Source organism: Mesorhizobium sp. M0701, from assembly GCF_040320365.1.
Lineage (GTDB): Bacteria > Pseudomonadota > Alphaproteobacteria > Rhizobiales > Rhizobiaceae > Mesorhizobium.
Map to the genome: position 1 here is coordinate 1 of NZ_JAMYPO010000074.1, position 18,465 is coordinate 18,465.

Annotated in this window: 15 protein-coding genes, 1 tRNA gene and 5 pseudogenes; 5 read left to right on the top strand and 16 right to left on the bottom strand. The window is 59.1% G+C overall.

Annotation, left to right across the window (positions count from 1 at the left end; genetic code table 11):
- Positions 1–349, bottom strand: a pseudogene (locus NKI24_RS34245) (OmpA family protein); the annotation flags it as partial.
- A 232-nt stretch (positions 350–581) separates the two neighbouring features.
- Between NKI24_RS34245 and NKI24_RS34250 the strand changes: the two are divergent.
- Together NKI24_RS34250 and NKI24_RS34255 are read left to right on the top strand one after the other, a co-directional pair.
- Entirely contained in the window at positions 582–1,028 is a 447-nt protein-coding gene (locus NKI24_RS34250) for a YcgN family cysteine cluster protein (RefSeq protein ID WP_023678278.1), read from the top strand.
- A 241-nt stretch (positions 1,029–1,269) separates the two neighbouring features.
- Positions 1,270–1,629 (top strand): hypothetical protein, encoded by a 360-nt coding sequence (locus tag NKI24_RS34255; RefSeq protein ID WP_023678277.1) that lies wholly within the window; start codon positions 1,270–1,272, stop codon positions 1,627–1,629.
- 131 nt (positions 1,630–1,760) lie between these two features.
- Here NKI24_RS34255 and NKI24_RS34260 read toward each other — a convergent pair whose 3' ends face one another.
- The gene (locus tag NKI24_RS34260; RefSeq protein WP_352750593.1) at positions 1,761–2,471 is read right to left on the bottom strand and encodes an SIMPL domain-containing protein; all 711 of its coding nucleotides are present in this window, start codon (positions 2,469–2,471) and stop codon (positions 1,761–1,763) included.
- 184 nt (positions 2,472–2,655) lie between these two features.
- Here NKI24_RS34260 and NKI24_RS34265 point away from each other — a divergent pair.
- Positions 2,656–2,731 (top strand) — tRNA-Ile (locus tag NKI24_RS34265).
- A 21-nt stretch (positions 2,732–2,752) separates the two neighbouring features.
- Here the strand turns inward: NKI24_RS34265 and NKI24_RS34270 are convergent.
- The 4 genes from NKI24_RS34270 to NKI24_RS34285 all read right to left on the bottom strand — a co-directional run bounded on the left by NKI24_RS34270 (position 2,753) and on the right by NKI24_RS34285 (position 8,892).
- Positions 2,753–3,970 carry a tyrosine-type recombinase/integrase gene (locus tag NKI24_RS34270; protein WP_352646903.1) on the bottom strand — a complete coding sequence of 406 codons (1,218 nt, stop codon included), beginning with the start codon at positions 3,968–3,970 and terminating at the stop codon, positions 2,753–2,755.
- 670 nt (positions 3,971–4,640) lie between these two features.
- Positions 4,641–5,954 carry an HlyD family type I secretion periplasmic adaptor subunit gene (locus NKI24_RS34275; protein ID WP_352750596.1) on the bottom strand — a complete coding sequence of 438 codons (1,314 nt, stop codon included), beginning with the start codon at positions 5,952–5,954 and terminating at the stop codon, positions 4,641–4,643.
- Entirely contained in the window at positions 5,932–7,704 is a 1,773-nt protein-coding gene (locus NKI24_RS34280) for a type I secretion system permease/ATPase (RefSeq protein WP_352750605.1), read from the bottom strand. Before NKI24_RS34280 ends, NKI24_RS34275 begins: the two co-directional genes overlap by 23 nt.
- Positions 7,705–8,100: 396 nt before the next feature.
- Complete coding sequence (locus NKI24_RS34285; protein WP_352750598.1) at positions 8,101–8,892, bottom strand: calcium-binding protein; 792 nt, start codon at positions 8,890–8,892, stop codon at positions 8,101–8,103.
- 436 nt (positions 8,893–9,328) lie between these two features.
- On the opposite strand from NKI24_RS34285, the pseudogene NKI24_RS34290 reads away from it, so the two are divergent.
- Positions 9,329–9,709, top strand: a pseudogene (locus NKI24_RS34290) (transposase domain-containing protein); the annotation flags it as partial.
- A gap of 77 nt (positions 9,710–9,786) precedes the next feature.
- Here the strand turns inward: NKI24_RS34290 and NKI24_RS34295 are convergent.
- The 9 genes and pseudogenes from NKI24_RS34295 to NKI24_RS34335 form a co-directional block, all read right to left on the bottom strand.
- A pseudogene (locus NKI24_RS34295) lies at positions 9,787–10,053 on the bottom strand (hypothetical protein); the annotation flags it as partial.
- Positions 10,054–10,084: 31 nt separating this feature from the next.
- Positions 10,085–11,035, bottom strand: a complete 951-nt coding sequence (locus NKI24_RS34300) for a LysR family transcriptional regulator (protein ID WP_352457039.1) — start codon at positions 11,033–11,035, stop codon at positions 10,085–10,087.
- A 67-nt stretch (positions 11,036–11,102) separates the two neighbouring features.
- Positions 11,103–11,891 (bottom strand): ABC transporter permease, encoded by a 789-nt coding sequence (locus NKI24_RS34305; protein WP_352750599.1) that lies wholly within the window; start codon positions 11,889–11,891, stop codon positions 11,103–11,105.
- Between the two features lie 3 nt (positions 11,892–11,894).
- Positions 11,895–12,806 carry a nodulation factor ABC transporter ATP-binding protein NodI gene (gene nodI, locus NKI24_RS34310; protein ID WP_023719311.1) on the bottom strand — a complete coding sequence of 304 codons (912 nt, stop codon included), beginning with the start codon at positions 12,804–12,806 and terminating at the stop codon, positions 11,895–11,897.
- Between the two features lie 43 nt (positions 12,807–12,849).
- Positions 12,850–13,095: pseudogene (locus tag NKI24_RS34315) on the bottom strand (carbamoyltransferase N-terminal domain-containing protein); the annotation flags it as partial.
- A 35-nt stretch (positions 13,096–13,130) separates the two neighbouring features.
- Positions 13,131–13,727 carry a nodulation methyltransferase NodS gene (gene nodS, locus NKI24_RS34320; protein ID WP_352450799.1) on the bottom strand — a complete coding sequence of 199 codons (597 nt, stop codon included), beginning with the start codon at positions 13,725–13,727 and terminating at the stop codon, positions 13,131–13,133.
- Positions 13,728–13,807: 80 nt separating this feature from the next.
- The gene (nodC, locus tag NKI24_RS34325) at positions 13,808–15,133 is read right to left on the bottom strand and encodes a chitooligosaccharide synthase NodC (protein ID WP_352466667.1); all 1,326 of its coding nucleotides are present in this window, start codon (positions 15,131–15,133) and stop codon (positions 13,808–13,810) included.
- Positions 15,134–15,147: 14 nt separating this feature from the next.
- A complete protein-coding gene (gene nodB / locus NKI24_RS34330) occupies positions 15,148–15,807 on the bottom strand; it encodes a chitooligosaccharide deacetylase NodB (protein WP_352457035.1) in 660 nt (219 codons plus the stop codon).
- Positions 15,804–16,397 (bottom strand): NodA family N-acyltransferase, encoded by a 594-nt coding sequence (locus NKI24_RS34335; RefSeq protein WP_352750601.1) that lies wholly within the window; start codon positions 16,395–16,397, stop codon positions 15,804–15,806. The genes nodB and NKI24_RS34335 overlap by 4 nt, the downstream gene beginning before the upstream one ends.
- A 270-nt stretch (positions 16,398–16,667) precedes the next feature.
- Here NKI24_RS34335 and NKI24_RS34340 point away from each other — a divergent pair, with 270 nt between their 5' ends.
- Positions 16,668–17,690 carry a LysR family transcriptional regulator gene (locus NKI24_RS34340; protein ID WP_352750603.1) on the top strand — a complete coding sequence of 341 codons (1,023 nt, stop codon included), beginning with the start codon at positions 16,668–16,670 and terminating at the stop codon, positions 17,688–17,690.
- A 93-nt stretch (positions 17,691–17,783) separates the two neighbouring features.
- Here the strand turns inward: NKI24_RS34340 and NKI24_RS36115 are convergent.
- Positions 17,784–18,028 (bottom strand): annotated as a pseudogene (locus tag NKI24_RS36115) (IS1634 family transposase); the annotation flags it as partial.
- Between the last annotated feature and the right edge of the window lie 437 nt (positions 18,029–18,465).

Genomic DNA, 18,465 nt, shown 5'->3' on the forward strand with positions numbered 1-18,465 from the left:
GAGCGATCTGCTCGGCCGGAGCGGATTCTGTTTGCTGCTGCTGATTGCGCCGCTTCTTGCGGGGTTGCTCGGACTCGGCTGGAGCCGCCTGCTCGGCCGGAGCGGATTCCGTTTGCTGCTGCTGGTCGCGCTTCTTCTTTCTGGGCTGCTCTGCCTGCTGGCTTTGCGCGCAGGCCTCCGCCGACTCGCCCTCGGCGCAACTCGATTGCACTGGGATGAACGGCGCTGCGGTGCGTTGCACGGGGCTGAATGCGGCATTGCCTTGCAGCGGGAACGCGCCTAGCGGCGCGGACGCCATCAACAGGCCAAGCGCCGTGCCTGCCAGAATCCGTGGTTGGCGTTTCATCATAAACACTCCTTGTGGCGTCCCATCCCTGCCCAAACTTTCAGCAACCATGTTTGGTTCCTGTTTGTAGGTTCTAGCTGTGGCACAGGGCGATTGACCGGCGTTTTGAAGGCGACTTCATGTCATTCGTATGGTCCTGGCGTATGTTCCGGCGTATGGTCCCGGCGTATCGTTCGGACGAGGGTGCACGGTTGCCGTGCTTGACCTTGAAGCGTCCGAGGGCCACATGCCGACGATGGAAAAGCCGTTCTGGAAGACCAAGACGCTCGAGGCGATGACCCCGGCCGAGTGGGAATCACTCTGCGACGGCTGCGGCAAATGCTGCCTGTCCAAACTCGAAGACGAGGACACCGGCGAGATCTACTGGACCAGCGTCGGCTGCCGGCTGTTCGACGCTGGAAGCTGCCGCTGCTCCGACTATGCCAACCGGCTGGCGCGTGTTCCGGATTGCGTCGGGCTGACGCCGCAGAATGTGCGCACCATCAGCTGGCTGCCCAAGACCTGCGCTTACCGGCTGGTCGCCGAGGGCCGCGACCTCTATTGGTGGCACAGGCTGGTGTCTGGAAGCGACGAGACCGTGCACGAGGCCGGCATCTCGATGCGCGGCCGGGTCAGCGCCAGCGAGACCGACCTTGCCGAGCCGGACGACTATTTCGACCATATGCTCGCGGACGAGCCTTAGGATTTTACCGCGAAATCGAGAATCCGGAACGACGGCAAAACGGACGTTGTCCATCCACCATGCCCACCCTATGCAGCACCGCCGTCCATAACACCGGTTCCAGAAGCGAGAGACTATTCCGGTTCTGCCTTATGAACTGGAGATGAACGGCCGGTTCGCAAAAAATTCAGACAGACAGGTGCATTCTCCTCCCATCGGTTCGACGAAAACGTGTGGAAACCCTCAACAAGGAGAGAAGACAATGTTCAACACCATCAAGACGGCGGCTCTTTCGGCTCTTGTCGGCCTTGGCACGCTTGCTGCCATCCCCGCTCATGCTGACAGCATCTATCTCGGCTTCGGCAACAACCAAGATCCGCGCGTCGGCGTCTATACCGGCGACGAAGATGATGGTTACTATCGCGAACACCGTCGTCATGGCGGCTGGCGCCGGTCCTGTTCGCCGGAGCGTGCCATCGACAAGGCCGAACGCATGGGCCTGCACCGCGCCCGCATCATCGACATCAACCGCCGCACGGTCAAGGTCGCCGGCCGCCAGTATGGCGACCGCGTCGTGATCGTATTCGCCAACGAGCGCGGCTGTCCGATCATCTATCGCTAAGGTCTTCGGGCCTGCGGCCGGCTGACTTGCAGCCGGTAGAGTAGCGGAGCCCTTTCCGCCAGGACGGAAAGCGCGGCTCAAAAAACCCCGGAGGATCGATCCTCCTGGGTTTTTCATGCTGCAAGCGATGATCATTTCAATTCGAAAGTCACCGTCACCTGTGCGGTATAGGAATTTTCGCCGGCTTGCACCGGGACCGACGCACCGGCGGCATCGAATGCCTTGGCGTTGATCGGCATCGGCGGTGGTGCGAAATTCTGGTCGGTGATTTCCAAGACCCGGCCGATGCCGACGCCGGCCGCTTCGGCCAGCGTCTTGGCCTTGGCCATGGCATTGGCGACGGCCTTCTTGCGCGCCTCGGTGACGGCTGCCGCCGGATCGTCGTTGGAGAAGGAGATGCCGCCGCCCTGGTTGACGCCGAGCGACACCGCCTTATCGAGAATGTCGCCGGTCTTGTCGATGTCGCGGATGCGCACCGAAAGCGTGTTGGTCACCTGGTAGGCGACAAGCTCGGCCTCCTGGCTGCCGTCGGGCTTGTTGGCGTAGTTATAGCGCGGATTGATCTGGATGCCCGCGGTCTGCAGGTCGCGCTCCTTGATGCCGGACGATTTCATGGCAGCGATCACTGCGGCCATGGCGTCGTTATTGGCATCGAGCGCTGCACGTGCCGTCTTGGCTTCGCGCATGACGCTGAGCGTCAGCAGAGCCAGATCGGGTGCTATCGCCGCCTCGCCTTCACCGGTGACAACGATACGCGGCGGCGGTGGCGAATCGGCGGCGGCCGCGATCGCCGGAAATGCGATTGCGGCGGCAATCGCCAGGGGCAAAATACGTCTGGTCATGAAATCTCCTCGATCTGGGATCCCAAGACAGCCGAGTGTTGGCCGGCGTCCAATGGGCGACGTGCAATAGGTTATCAATATGGGCTGATTTGGGCGATCTCTGCCAGCCCCCTTGGAACGCCTGCTCGGAAAGCCCTCGGAAAGCCTTGTGCGGTTCAGGGAAAATCACTAATCCAGCGCCGTGGGGCCTGTAGCTCAATGGTTAGAGCCGGCGGCTCATAACCGCTTGGTTGGGGGTTCGAGTCCCTCCGGGCCCACCATTGGCTTTTGTGGCCGTTGATTTAATTGGATTTTTTGGCCATTTTTGTCCCACCTCTTTCAACCCTCTCAGAAAGTGGGACAATTTTGTTCTCTTTTCGATCGATAACCAGCAGGTATTTCGCCGCTCTCGCTACCTTCCGGCGACGCGCTTTCTTAATGTAGTGGTCGGGCTGCTGGTACGTAGTCCACCCATATATCGCCTTCAGCTGCTCGTGCGTCGCGCCGTTCTCAGCGGCGATCGTCGCGCCGGCCTTGCGAATTCCATGAGCACTGCAGTGCGGCAGCTCAGCTTGATCACACCACTGGCGCATCTTGTTGCCCAGACCGTTCTCCGAGAACGGGCGACCATACTCATTGACCAGGAAAGTCATCTGGTCGGAGGGCGTGTGCTCAAGTTCCGCCTCTAGTTCGGGCAGAAGCGGGAGCTCCACCAACACCGCATCCTTGTTACGACTGGTCTTCCCAGGCTTAATTCTGATCCACTTCTCCCACTGCTCGGTCTCCTCGTTGTAGACGAGCGTGATGTGCTGTCGACCGAAGATCGCGACGTCGGACAACCGCAGGCCAGTAAACATGAAGATCGAGAGCGCACGTCTGGCTGCGGTACCCAGCGGATGCCGCTTCTCATATTGAACGATCTCCGACACGTCCCATGGGTGCCAGCCGTCGCCGCTCTTTAGCCGTCTGATGCCGCGGGCGGGATTGGAGTCGACGCCCGGAATCTCTGTGTCCTTTGCCCACTCAAACATCGCGCTGATGGCTTTTACGATATTGTTTGCCGCGCCAAGGGCGTCGAGCCTGGTGTCCCTGATCTCCTTAACATGAGACCGTTTCATACCGGCGAATGGCAGAGATCCCTTGGTGGGATACTGAGGATCCGGGTCACCTTCGAGGGGATGAGGTAATTCGCATACGCGCTCCAGAATTGCTCGTCGGCGCGCCATAGTGTCTTGGGTGATTTCCGTGCCGCCCCGACGGTAATACTCCTGGCAAAGCCACAGCAACGTGCCTTTCTTCGCTGGCTCGGAAGGCTTGGGGAGGCGCCGGCAAATCTCGGGAAGAGTGCCGGGCCGAACATAAGTGACCTCGGCGCGCGCGCACCGCAGTTCCTCGAGGAACTCGTCGCTGCCGGTCGGTTCACGGAGCCGGACCTTCTTCCGACCCGGTGCGCGAAAATAGTACCGATCATTGCCGTGGCGATCAGTGTCCTTCACTACGCCCTTAAGATCGACCTTCACGGGCTCATCCGTCATGTTCGTGGTTTTCGATCCCAAGGATTGTCTAGTGGCGGCGAATCTTCGTCAAGCTTTGGTGCTCCTCCGATTTGGCGGTGAGGGAGCTTTCGAAACGCCAATACAAGTTCCTCGACGTCCCAAACAATGCGCCCCTTGCTCGGCATTCGTGGCTGCGGCATCCGGCCGTCCTGGACCATTTCATCAAAGGTCGTTGAGCTTACGCCGATGAACGTCGCAGCCTGCTCGCGATTGATTCCTACCGGCGGGAGCGAGGGCGGCAAGACGCTCGGGGTGCGCAGCATCGGTTTAGTGCGTTGAAAGCGCGTCTTTGGCGCCTGCCTGTCTTTCTATGCACCTGTCCGAATATTGCAGACGCTCAATCATGTCCTGGCCCTGTGCTTGCAGGCTCACCCTAGGTCTCCAGACCTAGGATCGCTCAAGACACCGGACTCTTTTCCAGCCTTTGTGTACGATGATGGGTATCTTAATGCGCTCGAGGCCAAGAACTGAATGGGCGGCGACTTGCAAGGGCAAAATGACCGCGGAACCACGTATCTGAGTCAGAGGCGCAATCCAACTGAGGAACGCATGGTTGTGTTTTCAGACGGTTATGACTCTCATGCATGCGTAACAACCAACAAGAATACCAACAAAATATTTCTGTGGATCACTTTCATTCCTCATGGAATGCGCGACTGATTTGGTCCGACAGCGGCTTCACAAAATAAGAAAGCGCCGTACGCTCGCCCGTCTGGATCATCGCTTCGGCCGGCATGCCGGGCACGAGCGTCAGGTCCTTGAGCTTCGTCAGTTCCGCATGCGGAACCGACAGACGCACCAGGTAATACGAAACGCCGTTTTTTTCGTCCGTCGCCAGATCGGCTGCGATCCGGCTGACATATCCGTTCAATACCGGCGTGGTCCTCAGATTGAAGGCTGACATCCGCAGCACGGCCTTGTGACCAAGCTGGATTTGGTCGATGTCCTTCGGGGTGATTCGTGCTTCAAGCGCAAGATCGTCGCCTTCCGGAACGATTAGCATAATCGGATCGGCGGGCGTGATCACTCCTCCGACCGTATGAACTGCGAGTTGTTGAATGGCGCCTGACTGCGGCGCGACAATATCGATCCGTCGCAGTTCCTGTTCAGCCGCCACCTTGCGCTCAACATACTCCCCAACCTGCGCCTGAACCTCTCTGAGCTCCTGGCCGACTTCCGTCTTGAAATCCGGATCGATCTGCAGGATCTGCAGGCGCGTTTCGGCTATGCGGGCTGCCGTCTGTGCCTGATGTGCAATCTTCTCACCGCGTTCGCCGCCGAAAGTGGCAACCTGCGTCTTCAGGCTGTTCAAGCGTTGGTCCGAGACAATGCCTTGGTCGCGCAGCCCACTCAGGGCAGCAACTTCCTTTTGGAGAATCTCGGTGCTTTTCTCAGAAGCGATTTCCTGCGCCTTGAGCCCCTCGATCTCGTGCTCATATTGAGTGATGCGTTCCGCTAGCTGCGCCTGCCTTCCGTCGCGGGATTGTCTGCGGAATTCGAACAGCCGCGTCTCGCCATGTACTGCCGAAGCTACGTCCGGAACATCTCTGCGGGCGAGCAGCCAGTCCGGGAAGGCGATCTCCGCCAGATCGTCACGCTCAGCTTCGAGTCGTGCCAGGTTGGCGGCCAGCTCATCGAGCCGCTTGGTGACTACAGCGAGAGTGGCGCGCGTCTGGGTGGCGTCGAGCCGCATGAGGATGTCGCCGGCTTTTACTTTATCACCTTCGCTCACCAGGATTTCTCCCACCACCCCGCCGGTCGGGTGCTGCACCTTCTTCACATAGGAATCGACGACAAAGTGTCCGGACGCGACAACCGCACCGGAGAGATTCGTGAAGGCCGCCCAGGCTCCGGCTCCTCCAACAAAGATCACGCTCGCCAGAAGGCCCGCCACCAGGTGCCGGCGAATGGAGCTGGAAACGTCATTATTCTGATGAATGCCGGCCACCGGGATCCTCCATGTCAGCGCGCTCTCCCACGTTATCCTGTGTAGACTTGATGGCCTTGACGCCAGCGCCTGGTGCCATCGCTGCCCTCTTCAAGACTTTGGAAAGCGCTTCATCACGCGCACCGAATGCTCGCTGCCGTCCACCTTCCATGACCAACACAAAATCCACGGCGCGGATGGCGCTCGGCCGATGGGCGACGACAACCGCAATGCCCTTGCGCCCGCGCACGGAGGCGATCGCCTTGACGACCGCAGCCTCGCCTTCCGCATCGAGATTGGCATTGGGTTCATCCAGCACAACAAGGAAAGGGTCTCGATAAAGAGCACGGGCAAGACCGATACGCTGGCGCTGCCCGGCGGAAAGTGCCGATCCGGCCTCACCAATCGGAGTTTCGTAGCCGTGCTCAAATCGGAGGATCAGTTCGTGCGTGCCCGCTGCTTTCGCCGCGGTGACAATAGCCTCAGGGTCAGGATTATCTTCAAAACGAGCGATGTTTTCGGCAATGGTGCCGTCGAACAGTTCAACACCTTGCGGCAAATAGCCGATATGACGGCCTAGCGCTTCCCGGTCCCATTGATCGAGGCTTGCGCTGTCGATGCGAACCTTTCCGGCGACCGGCGTCCATGCGCCGACGATGGCGCGCGAGAGTGTCGACTTGCCCGAACCCGATGCACCGATGATCCCGAGTGCGCTTCCCGCCTGAACGGCAAACGCAAGGCCGGTCACGGTCGGCTTCCTTTCACCGGGCGGAACGATTGTCACGCCTTCGAGGCGGAGTTCGCGTTCAGGTGCAGGCATTGGCATAACAGGAGCGGTTTCAGGAACCTTTTCCAAGAGGTCCTCCAGCCGCGCCCAACCCTGGCGCGCCATGAGGAAGGATTTCCAGCTTGAAATGGCCAGATCGACCGGAGCCAGCGCACGCCCCATCATGATCGAACTGGCAATCATGACCCCGGCCGTAGCCTCCTGTCTGATGACAAGGTACGCGCCGACGGCAAGAATGGCCGATTGCAGCAGCACGCGCAGCGACTTTGAAATGGCACCCAGCCCACCTGCCACGTCCCCGGCTTTCCGGCTGGCGGCCAGATACTTGGCATTGGCCGTGTGCCATCGGGCAGCGATCCGCCTTCCGAGACCGAGAGCTTGCACGACCTCGGCATTGCAACGCGCTGCTTGCAGTAGACCATTTCGTGCCATGTTGTGGGCAATGGTATCGCGTATCGGTTGTTGCGAGAGAGTGTTGGCAAGAAGTGTCAGAGATGTGAGACCGATCGCCCCGATAAGGGCCGTCATGCCGATCCAGAAATGAAAGAGGAAGCAAATGGCAAGATAAAGCAGCATCCATGGCAGATCGAAGAACGCTGTCGGACCGTTTCCACCTAAGAATCCGCGAATATTGTCGAGATCGCGAAGCGGCTGCAAGCCGTCGCCCGGCATGCGCGTTAAAAGCGGAAGGCGAACGATCGCATCGTGAACGCGTCCGGAAAACTGTTCATCGAAACGCTCGCCAATCCGCAGCAGCACGCGGGCGCGCAAAACGTCGAGCAGGCATTGGAACGCATAAAGCCCTGCAGCAAGCACGACGAGCCCCACTAGCGTCGATACGCTGCCACTTGCCAGAACGCGGTCGTAGACCTGAAGCATGAACAGCGGCGAGATCAGCGCAAGCACGTTGACCACGCCGCTGATCAACAGAATTCCCCAAATAGCGGAACTCAGAGGGAAAGGTCTCAAAGCTGAATCCTTCAAGGAATGGTTACTCACGTAGGTCTCCGTGAGGATCTGGCGACCCAGCTCCCTATATTGCTCCCCGAGCGGCAACCGACTGCATCCGCGCGCTGATTCAGGATCAGTGCTCCCGCCGAATGTGTTTGGTTTGGCATCTAATGGAGCGGGTCAACAACAACACCGTCCGGCTGAAGGTTTGGAAGGGCAACGTCATCGTGGCCGGCCGCAAGGGCCCGAACAGGCTTCCGCCTCCACGCCTTCAGGGAGATTTCGGTGTACGACCAGCGCGACGTGCAGGGCTTCGTCAAGCTGTACACGCTGCGACTGCTCCCGGGCGCCCCGGCCCATCGCCAGTAGCGGAAACGGAAAGCGCCCGCCCCCGGGGGGCGGGGCGCTGTTCCGTATGGGTTTTCTGGATCAAACGAAGGTGAAGTCCGACGCGGTCAGGCCTAGGTCGGCCACGGTGACCACACCGCCCAGGTGGACGAATTCATGCGCGTTGTTCTCGGCGGTGACATAGGCCAGAGTTGCGACTCTGTCGGTGTAGCTGCTTTGGTAGACAATGATGTCGCCGGCGTGCTCGCCGGAGATCGCACTCGCGGCTTCAGAAGCAGAGTTGAAAGATTCGCCAGTGATTACCACGACGTGTTCGCCGTTCGCACCTGAGGCCGCACCACTGTAGAAGCTGCTCACCGGGTAGCCGGACTGTATGCTGGCGTTGTTGACGAAGTTCGCGCCAAAACCGTCATTGTAGAGGCCCACCGCATCGAAGGCGAACTTGTCCTCCGCCGGGTTGAAATCGGTGATAGTGGTAATGTCCGACTTCGACCCGACAACCCCAGGCACCGGATTGTGGAACTGGAACACGAACGTGTCACTGTCGGTGCCCCCGGTCAACGTGTCCTGGCCGTCACCCACGTAGAGGACATCCTGGCCGGGACCGCCGCTGAGCCTGTCATTGTCCTCACCGGAGACGCGCGGGTTGAAGCGGCCGTTGTCGCCGGAGAGATCGTCCCAGCCATCTCCGCCGAAGATGCGGTCGTTACCCTTGCCGCCGATGAGTCGGTCACTGTCCGGGCCACCCGAGATCTCGTCGTTGCCGCCACGACCGTCAATCCAGTCACCGCCCTGGAAACCCTCCATCCAATCGTCAAGCTCGGTGCCGATGAGTGTTTCGGCATCCGGGCCACCCTCGATAATCTTTGCCATCGAAAATACTCCTAATGATGCACCCTGCCTGACGCGTTCATATTGCTCATCGGATAATTAGAGAAATCGATTGCTTGGATAGACACACATTTACGAAATGGATGCATTCACGTTCACTTCGCCCTTCTGCTGAGCAGTTGCGGGCTCGCTGGCGGCGGGGACGCTGGTCGCCCAAGCAATCGATGAAGATTCGACACTCAAACCGGGACTAGGACGAACTTCGTAACGGGGCCGTCCTGGTTGGGCCCCAAACTTCTCTCTGTTTGCTCGACGCCGGCATACCCGCACCGTGAGCGCTGGACGAGGACAAGTTCCGCTGGCGGAGAACGGCGTGATCGGCTTGCCGCGCCGAAACTGATGGCGCTCGTCGAAGGCATGGACTGGACACGCGTTCGAGCCGAACGGCGACGGCGTCCGGCCGGAAGGCGGTGGCGAAGTGACTCAGGCGCAAAAGGCGGGCTTCAGGCCGTGCACAATAAGCTTCTGTCGGCGTCATGATGAGAAGCGCTTCGGCCCGTCCCCACGAAATCGATACGCTCAAGGCGATGTTCGTCGCCATGGCGGCGGAGAAGGCCGAACTGCAACAACTCCGGAGCGAAACACTCAAGGCCGAGATCGTCCGGATGGCGACACTCAACGAGCCTGCCCAGGAGCGGATCGCCGACCTTCATGGGATCGTCAAGCAGCTGGAGCGCGCCGCTTCGGTCGCAGCTCCGAGAAGCTCGAACGTGACCAGCAGGCCTTCGCCTTCGACGAAATCCAGACCGGGCTCGGCGCGATTGAGTCCGAGCTCGAGGCCGCAAGACCGACAGGCGAGCCGCGACGTGCTGCGCGACCGCGCAAGGCGTTCCCGGCGCATCTGGAGCGGGTCGAGATCGTCATCCAGCCCGAGCCATGGGGGAAGAAGCGCTCCCGCAGCCAATCGTCCAGTCCGTCAAACGCGGTCGGCCGCACAGGCTTGCGAAACGGAACAGTCCCGCCCTCGCTTAGATACCGAGGCACCGTGTTGCGCGCGCACCCGAATTCTTTCGCCCGTCGGTTCATTCCCCAGCCAAGCTCATGCAGCCGCAGCATCGCTGCCACCTCTTCATGCTGAAGGATCTGCTCTCCCTGCATCGTTCTCGACAATGCAGGAATCGCCCAATCCCAATCGCCATCCATGCCTCCTCTCATAACCGAGGGAGTCAGTTTCTCAATTCGGCCGACAACTGAGACGTCCGGTGCTCTTAGGCGGGGTAATCATACGAGATGCCTCCTGCAACATCATTTCCCGCATCCATAGGCTTGCCGGATCATTATTGTGAAGCGCAGGCCATTGGACGGCCTCCGTGAATGCGGCAGGAAGTGGCGGCGGAAGTTCGACAATCCGCAGGGGTGTTAATTTTGCGAAATGCTGCGCCAGCCGTAAGGGCATTGTCCCGATGCGGTTGGTGCCTGATAGAAGGGGCGGGATCATGCTAAAGCCCTGTACGACGACCTCGATACGTCTCTCGAAACCGTTCTCGAGCAAATACCATTCCTCGATGGAGGGCTGCCGGGTGTCCCCGAATTTAAGCACAACCTGCCCCATCGACAAGTATCGGTCGAATGTAAGTGGCTCTGACAGCTGCTTGTTCGTGCCGCAGCCTACGCATACGAGCATATCTTCGAACAGGGCTGCGCGAGGATGTTTCGACATGAACACTTCCGGCATAATCAGAAAATCAACGTCGCCGCGCCGGAGAAGCTCCTCGGGGTCGTCGGAAATAAGCAGACATTCGAAGCGGACGGCGGGAGCTTCCCGCGCAGCACGCTTTACGATCTTCTTAAAAAATACGAGTGTGAGGTAATCGGAAAGGATGATGCGGAAGCGACGATCCGATCGGGCCGGGTTAAAGGCGTCCCAGGAAATAATCGACAGCTGGATGTGCAGCAATGCCTCCCGGACTGCTGTGGCGAGCCCCTCCGCGCGCGGTGTCAAAATGAGTTCGCGGCCGTTCATCGTAAATAGCTCATCGCTGAAATAGGCGCGTAACCGACCGACGGCGGCGCTCATGGCCGGCTGACTCAGGTTAATACTGCGGGCCGCGGCGGTGACTTTACGCTCCCTGATCAAAGCGTCCAGCACAACGAGGAGATTTAGATCGAGTCCCTTAAAACGCATGTATTGACCTATCCGACGCGTGGATGGGTATCGCCCAAAGAATCAATTTTACGAATGGTGAGTAGCGTCAACGCATCAGCCGACGACGAAATAGAGCAACCGATAGGAAGAACGGCAAAACCGTGTATATGCAAAGCGCGCCGATATGCAGGCCCATGCTGCCGGCCGGACGGCCAAGCATCGCCGGACGAATGAGGTCAATTGCATGTGCGAGCGGCAACAAGAAGGCGACGTCCTGAAAAGCGCCGGGCAATTGGTTGACCGGAAACATCGCGCCGCAAAGGAACAGCATGGGTGTTATAACAAGCGTATTATAAAATATGAAATATTCATAACTGGGCGCAAGCGCCGTGACGACCATCGCTAGACTCGCGAAGGCGAGGCCACTGAGAGCGATGACTGGCAGCAAGCAGAGGATGGATGGCCACGATGTGTAGCCGAGCGTGGTGGCAACAATAGTGATTGCTGTGCCCGCCATCAGGGCCTTGGTGGCTGCCCACGCCAATTCGCCGAGTAAGATATCGCCGAGCGTCAGCTGAGTGCATAGCATTCCTTCCCAGGTGCGCTGGTTGTCCATGCGGCCGAAACTCCCGTAAACCGTTTCAGCAGTCGCCGATGCCATCGCGCTTGTGGCAACCATGCCAGCCGCGAGAAACGCAATGTACGAAGTGCCCTCAACAGGACCTATCATTGTTCCGATGCCAAAGCCGAGACCGAACAGATAGATCATCGGATCGGCGAGGTTGCCGAGAACCGATGCAAGCCCGATTTTCTTCCATCCAAGATAGTTGCGGCGCCAAACCGCGACCCAATTCCACGCATTGGCGGGCATGGCCGCCGCATAACGTTCGCCCATTGTTCAGTCCTCCATCTCTCGCCCGGTTAGCCGCAAGAACACATCCTCGAGATTGGGGGGACGCTGCAGAAGGCGCAGACCCGCGCGCCCGCGTAGCTGCACCAGCACCTGCTCCGGATCGGGTGCATAGCAAAAAAGCGTCTCACCGCTCACCTCGATGCGCTGTGCGTACGGCCGGATCAGCGCACCCAGTTCATGCGGATTGCCGCCGTAGACCTCGACCACGTCACAGCCGATCTGCTCGTCAATGAGTGCGGACGGGCGGCCTTCGGCGATCTTGCGCCCCTCCTCCATAACGCACAGCCGATCGCACAGCCGCTCGGCCTCTTCCATGAAATGGGTAGTCAAAAGAATAGTCTTGCCCCGCGCCAGCAGCGATCGCAGCCGTTCCCAGATCAGGTGGCGGGCCTGCGGATCGAGGCCGGTGGTCGGCTCGTCCATCACCAGCAAGTGCGGGTCATTGATCAGCGCACGCGCGAGCGTCAGGCGCCGCTTCATGCCGCCGGACAGTTCGGCGACGCGCGCATCCGCTTTGTTCTCGAGGCGGGCGAACTCAAGCAGCGATGGTATGACCGCTTCGATCTGGCGTCTGCTCATCCGGAAGTAGCGCCCGAACACCAACAGGTTCTCGCGTACAGTGAACGCGGTATCAAGATTGTCGAACTGCGGGACCACGCCGATGCGCATACGTGCCAAACGCGCGCGCGCCGGCACTGGAGCGCCGAGCACAGTAATCTTCCCCGCATCAGGCGATGTCATGCCGAGGACCATACGCGCAATCGTGCTTTTGCCCGCACCGTTCGGTCCCAAGAGCCCGAAGCATTCCCCCGCCGCAACGCGGAACGACAGTCTGTCGACAACGAGCTTGTCATAAGTTTTGCTTACGTCAGTAAGATCGATCGCTACCATGGACATGGGTTCATTTTACCGAGAGGGACGCCAAGACTGGCGGTTGCTTGGTTGCCTGCCGGACCTGAAACTGTGACTCGTCTTCGCCATCCCAGCCGTCGATAACGAACTGATCGACATCACAAGGATTTAGCCCCTGTTCCGCCAAAGCGGCGACAATTGCGTCGAGATTATCGATGGTTTGATAACGAGGATTGTTGTGCCGCTTTTCCTGCTCAACGCAGAAGACGAGCCGTCCATCCTCGACAAGGGCGATCGCCCCATCATGGGTCAGCTTGGTACCACAGATGCGCATAGTGTCTCCACGTTAACGGCGATAGATTCGATTCATCAGGAAGCGGAAAGCGGGTTCCGGAAACGGACGAGCAAGCAGTCTTCGTTGACCGACTCGCCCCGACACTCAAGACGCTCTACCTCGATCAACGTTTCGTTCAGCATGGCGATGACCGGCTCAGCACCAGCGGCGTGACCCCAGCGACGGCAATTAGCATCCCTTGCCGATCCGAAGATCAGATGCCCGCCTGGCGCAAGCACCCGCACCAGGTTTTTGACGGCCGCGCGCATCTCGGCTATGTCTTCGAGGTAGTATAGGACCTCCGCCACAACGATCAGGTCAAACAACTCGTCGGTCGAAAACTGTTGAACGTCGGAGACTATCCAGTTGATGCGCGACGGCTCCTTTATCCGTTGACGTGCTCGAGCAATCGCTTGCGCCACGACATCGATGACGGTGAGCCCTTGGCAGTAGGGGGCTAGTTTTTCCGTGAATGCGCCGGCAGCGCACCCGACTTCGAGGGCATTTGTAATGGAGCCTTGGGCAAGCGCCAGCTGGAGCATTTGCGTGTGGCGCTCCCGCTCGAACGGATTGCCGTCGAGGCGCCACGGATCGTCTGCGGCCAATTCCCGATCGAGCAACTGATGATTCATGTTCTGGGTCAAACTCGTCCACCTCTCGTCCACCTAGGTAATTAGCGATCACTCGTCGCCGCAGATGTTGCTCGACAGCGCTAATCCCGAAGAATCCGCGCAAGATTGAGCCTGCGAAGCGGAGCCGCATGCGGTGAGAATTCTGCCCTGCTTGATCCAGTGATCGGAGTTTGGGTGGGGGCCTGTTTTCCCCCAGTGTTCGATGTAGCGACAGCAGAGCTTCGCGACAGCCAATCGCTATTGCTCAATGTACACAGCGCGTAGGCCTTCAAGGGAAGTAAGAGAAAGATGTTGATGAACGTGTGCAGGGAAAAGCCCAGAAATCGAAACTGTCGAGCACGAAATGCTACCACGCTGCATCGGAGCATGGTCATGGACACAATCATCAGTCCTGTCCACCAAGGCACAGTGCCTGTCAGTGCGAAATGTGCGAGGCCCGTTAGTACCGATAGGGCGAGGAGTAGCGGCCCGAGATTCTGTCCGACCACATCCAACGTGAGATAGCTATTGAGGCCGGGCAGCAAGCGCAGCCCAAGCAGCGTGTCCCGGAATGTGCTTCGTGCCCAACGGAGTTGTTGGCGCAGATACGGTCCGAGTCTGTTCGGAACGACTGTGGCCGCGATGGCGCCCGGAACGTACTCGGTTCGAAAGCCTGCTTTCAGCATGAGGATAGTGAGATGGCGATCCTCCCCGAAGTCGCTTGGCTTGCCCCGAAAAAATTGCGACTCGTACTGGTCCAGTAACAAAAGGAGCGCAGACCGGCGGTACATGGCACATGGGCCGCAACAGCACATAACGGCACCGAAGCGAGCCTGTGCCGCGCGCTCCTCGTTGCAAGCCAGCCAGTACTCCATGTCTATCAGCCTTGTCAGCCAGCTCTCGCTCCGGTTACTGGCAATCAACTGACCCATGACTGCGCCGACCGCTGGATCTCGCATCTTCGGTACAAGCTTGGTGATGACGTCGGACGCGAGTATCGTGTCTGAATCAACGTTAAGCACCAAATCCCCGGATGAGCGGCGTATCGCGGCGATCTGCGCCTTGCGCTTTCCAACATTCTCGGGAAGCAAAATGATGTCGAACCTAGGGTCGCGCGCGTAGGTTTCGTGGACAGTTCCTACGGCTTCGCGATTTCCAGAACCGTCATCAACCACATAGACCCGAAGTCTTCCGGCGTATTCTTGGTCTGCAATGGACGCCAGGCACTCTGAAAGCGTGCGCGGATCCTCGTTGAAGCAGGGGACGATGACATCCACGCTGGGCAGTTGATCGGAGCCGACGAGATCCTCCAACGCCGATGAGTCGTTTGTCGGCAGAGCATAAATCCCCTGCATGCTCTTATAAGCAGTCGAGAGCAGTGCATAAAGCGAAATGGCCACAGTGCTGGTTGTACCAAGAAGAGTCATGGGATCTCGTTTGTTCAGTGATGTTGAGGAAGTGAGCGGATTACAAATCCGCGCTCATGAAGTGCTGGAATCAGCCGGGACAGCGCCGTGACCGTCTGGTCGCGCAGACCGGCGTGAGCGCCCTGGCTCAACTCGCCGGGAGGGCATCCGTCGTGCAAGAGTACGATTGCGCCCGGCCGGACAGAGGCGAGCACGGTATCGATAATCGCGTCGACCCCAGGGCGAGACCAATCTCGAGGGTCGACGGACCAATGGAGGGCCGTCAGCCCGGCGATCTGTGACGCTGTGAAGACTTCTTCGCTCCAGGCCCCGTAGGGCGCGCGAATATAGCGCACCGAGGCCTGAGGGCACGCCCTCATGATGGCGCCGTTCGCTTCAAAGATCTCACGTTGCACTTCGCCGAAGCCGCATTTGTACAGATCCGGATGAGTCATGGTGTGGTTGCCTAGCTCGTGCCCTTCTGCAAACATTCGTTGGATTAGATCCGGGTGCTCTAAGGCGTAGGCGCCGATGACGAAGAAAGTCGCCGGCACCCGCTGCTCTGCCAACACATCCAGAATCTCCGGTGTGAAAAGTGGATTGGGACCGTCGTCAAACGTCAGATAAACGCTGCGACGGCCGGTGCCGTCAGAGCACTCACGGCGCACTTCGTACAAGCAATCGGGACGGCTCATAGCTCTGGTCCGTTCCGATCGATCATCGTGCCCGTGGGCCATTCGCTGATCGGCCGTCCAACTGGCAGAACAATGGTGAGTGCGTCATCGATGCGTGTGGGCGGCAGGTCGAGGCGCGCCTCTGGTCGGGTGGAGCGCACGCGAATTCCCGACAAAACGGCCAAAGGGCTGTATCGCCGCGCGAACCTCTCAACATGATTCCGCAGCGCGTCCCGGACGGTTCCGAAAGCGAATGGAACGCCAAGCTCCTGCAGTATTGGAAGCATGACATGGATTGAATGGGCGATTCCGAGACCCTCAAGATCCGGACGTACCCCGTACAGGCCCAGCTCAGCCACCAACAGATCGACCGCGTCAACCTTGATGAAACGGCGCAGTATGCCCATGTGAGCCGCTACACCGCTCGAATCATAGGCGATTGCGCGGAGTTCAGGCCTGGCTCCGGCCCAGCTTCGACTACCTTCGAACGGTTCTGCGTTGGACGCCCCAGTCGGCCCGTAGGTATTACGAAAAAACTGGGCGAGCTCGACGTGGTCCGAGAGCTGCAACTCGTTTTCCCAGCACAACTTCCACTGCACCTGCGAGCGCATTCAGGATCTCTCTTTCTTATTGGTTTCTTGCGGGCCGCATTACCCGGCCAAAGCGGCGGCGTTGTTTGACTGCACTCAACCGTTGTCGTTAGCGAAGGTGAGCCGGCCGGTCGGGCTCGCAAATGAGCTCTCTCGATGTTCCCGCCCGTGTTGCGGCGCCGTCGATTTGAGCTTGACGTCGGTCATTTACGTTCCTCTAATGCATGGTTCGTAAATTCGTAAAATTGATTGTTTAGATGATACCCATCCACACGCTGGATAGATCAGGACATGCGTTTTAAGGGGCTGGATCTAAATCTCCTCGTTGTGCTGGACGCTCTGATCAGGGAACGTAAAGTCACCGCGGCGGCCCGGAGTATTAACCTGAGCCAGCCGGCCATGAGCGCCGCCGTCGCTCGGTTACGCGCCTATTTCAGCGATGAGCTATTTGCGATGAACGGCCGCGAGCTCATTTTGACACCGCGCGCGGAGGGGCTCGCCCCAGCAGTCCGGGACGCATTGCTGCACATCCAGCTATCGATTATTTCCTGGGACGCCTTTAACCCAGCCCAATCGGATCGTCTCTTCCGAATCATGCTTTCCGATTACCTCACGCTCGTATTTTTTAAGAAGATCGTAGAGCGTGCTGCGCGGGAAGCTCCCGCCGTCCGCTTCGAATGTCTGGCTATTTCCGACGACCCCGAGGAGCTTCTCCGGCGCGGCGACGTTCATTTTCTGATTATGCCGGAAGTGTTCATGTCGAAACATCCTCGCGCAGCCCTGTTCGAAGATATGCTCGTATGCGTAGGCTGCGGCACGAACAAGCAGCTGTCAGAGCCACTTACATTCGAGCGATACTTGTCCATGGGGCATGTTGTGCTCAGATTCAGGCACACCCGGCAGCCCACCATGGAGGAATGGTATTTGCTCGAGCACGGTTTCGAGAGACGTATCGAGGTCGTCGTACAGGGCTTTAGCATGATCCCGCCCGTTGTATCAGGCACCAACCGCATCGGGACCATGCCCTTACGGCTGGCGCAGCATTTCGCAAAAACAACACCCCTGCGGATTGTCGGACTTCCGCCGCCACTTCCTCATCCCGCATTCACGGAGGCCGTCCAATGGCCTGCGCTTCACAATACTGATCCGGCAAGCCTGTGGATGCGGGAAATGATGTTGCAGGAGGCATCTCGCCTGGCGCCTTTGCTTGAAATTATTGAGTGTCTCGGGCACGCCGGATCCGACCTTGCCGTTGTTGGTACCGAATTGACTGCCGCCTCCGATTTCGCGTGCGAAGTCCCAGAAGAGATTTAGCCCCACTTAAACACCGGCTGTAAGAATAATGTCATTAATCAGCATGTTAGGCGCGCGCCGGCGCGTGTTGCCACTACCTTTTTGGGGGTGATCTCAGGCGAGTTGTTTGTCGAGGTGTGTCGCAGAGCGATGCCAGCTGCCTTCAAGACGTTGCCCACTTTTGCCATGACGTGGTGGTGACGACGCGACCATCCTTTTCGATGGTGGCTCCTGGAGGCGGTCGCGGAGGAGCGGTTGCCATTCGGGGCAGAGCGGCGCAGTTCCTTGCTGAGTACGAGGGCCAGGAACGAGCAGAACACATGCCCGGTTGGTGCTGAGTTGACTGCCGCCTCCGATTTCGCGTGCGAAGTCCCAGAAGATGTTTACCCCCACTCAAATGCCAACTTTGCCGGCCTTGCCGCGGCTTTTCGCGCGCGGCCAGGCGAGGAGATGGCGGTCGACGAGGTCGATCCCAATGGACTGTGCCGGCCTCGCTCGGCTACTGGCGTGAGGCATCCTTGACGACACCGCCCTGCACCGACAACGTCGAGATGTTGGCAATGAAGCCGGTCGAGGTCGACGCTGCGGATGCAGGGAATTTACCTCGCGCTTCCGCCTGAACGCGCGGCCGATCCGTTCACTCAATCGGCGCTTTCATCCTGGGCCGCGGCTGAGGCCTGTGGGGTGCGGCTACCCCGCGTGGATCGGATCTGACCTGCCACGGGTAATTTCCTCCATCTGAGATTAGAGTCCGGCCTCGATTGAAGGACGGACTGATGAAGAGAAAGCGGTTTAC

What these genes read in the sequence shown, in the direction of transcription:
- NKI24_RS34250 (WP_023678278.1), top strand. Translation starts at nt 582, where the DNA reads ATGGAAAAGCCGTTCTGGAAGACCAAGACGCTCGAGGCGATGACCCCG.
- NKI24_RS34260 (WP_352750593.1), bottom strand. Translation starts at nt 2,471, where the DNA reads ATGACCAGACGTATTTTGCCCCTGGCGATTGCCGCCGCAATCGCATTT.
- NKI24_RS34305 (WP_352750599.1), bottom strand. Translation starts at nt 11,891, where the DNA reads ATGGGCGAACGTTATGCGGCGGCCATGCCCGCCAATGCGTGGAATTGG.
- nodB (WP_352457035.1), bottom strand. Translation starts at nt 15,807, where the DNA reads ATGAGCCGTCCCGATTGCTTGTACGAAGTGCGCCGTGAGTGCTCTGAC.
- nodS (WP_352450799.1), bottom strand. Translation starts at nt 13,727, where the DNA reads ATGAATCATCAGTTGCTCGATCGGGAATTGGCCGCAGACGATCCGTGG.
- NKI24_RS34285 (WP_352750598.1), bottom strand. Translation starts at nt 8,892, where the DNA reads ATGGCAAAGATTATCGAGGGTGGCCCGGATGCCGAAACACTCATCGGC.
- NKI24_RS34335 (WP_352750601.1), bottom strand. Translation starts at nt 16,397, where the DNA reads ATGCGCTCGCAGGTGCAGTGGAAGTTGTGCTGGGAAAACGAGTTGCAG.
- nodC (WP_352466667.1), bottom strand. Translation starts at nt 15,133, where the DNA reads ATGACTCTTCTTGGTACAACCAGCACTGTGGCCATTTCGCTTTATGCA.
- NKI24_RS34340 (WP_352750603.1), top strand. Translation starts at nt 16,668, where the DNA reads ATGCGTTTTAAGGGGCTGGATCTAAATCTCCTCGTTGTGCTGGACGCT.
- nodI (WP_023719311.1), bottom strand. Translation starts at nt 12,806, where the DNA reads ATGTCCATGGTAGCGATCGATCTTACTGACGTAAGCAAAACTTATGAC.
- NKI24_RS34255 (WP_023678277.1), top strand. Translation starts at nt 1,270, where the DNA reads ATGTTCAACACCATCAAGACGGCGGCTCTTTCGGCTCTTGTCGGCCTT.
- NKI24_RS34300 (WP_352457039.1), bottom strand. Translation starts at nt 11,035, where the DNA reads ATGCGTTTTAAGGGACTCGATCTAAATCTCCTCGTTGTGCTGGACGCT.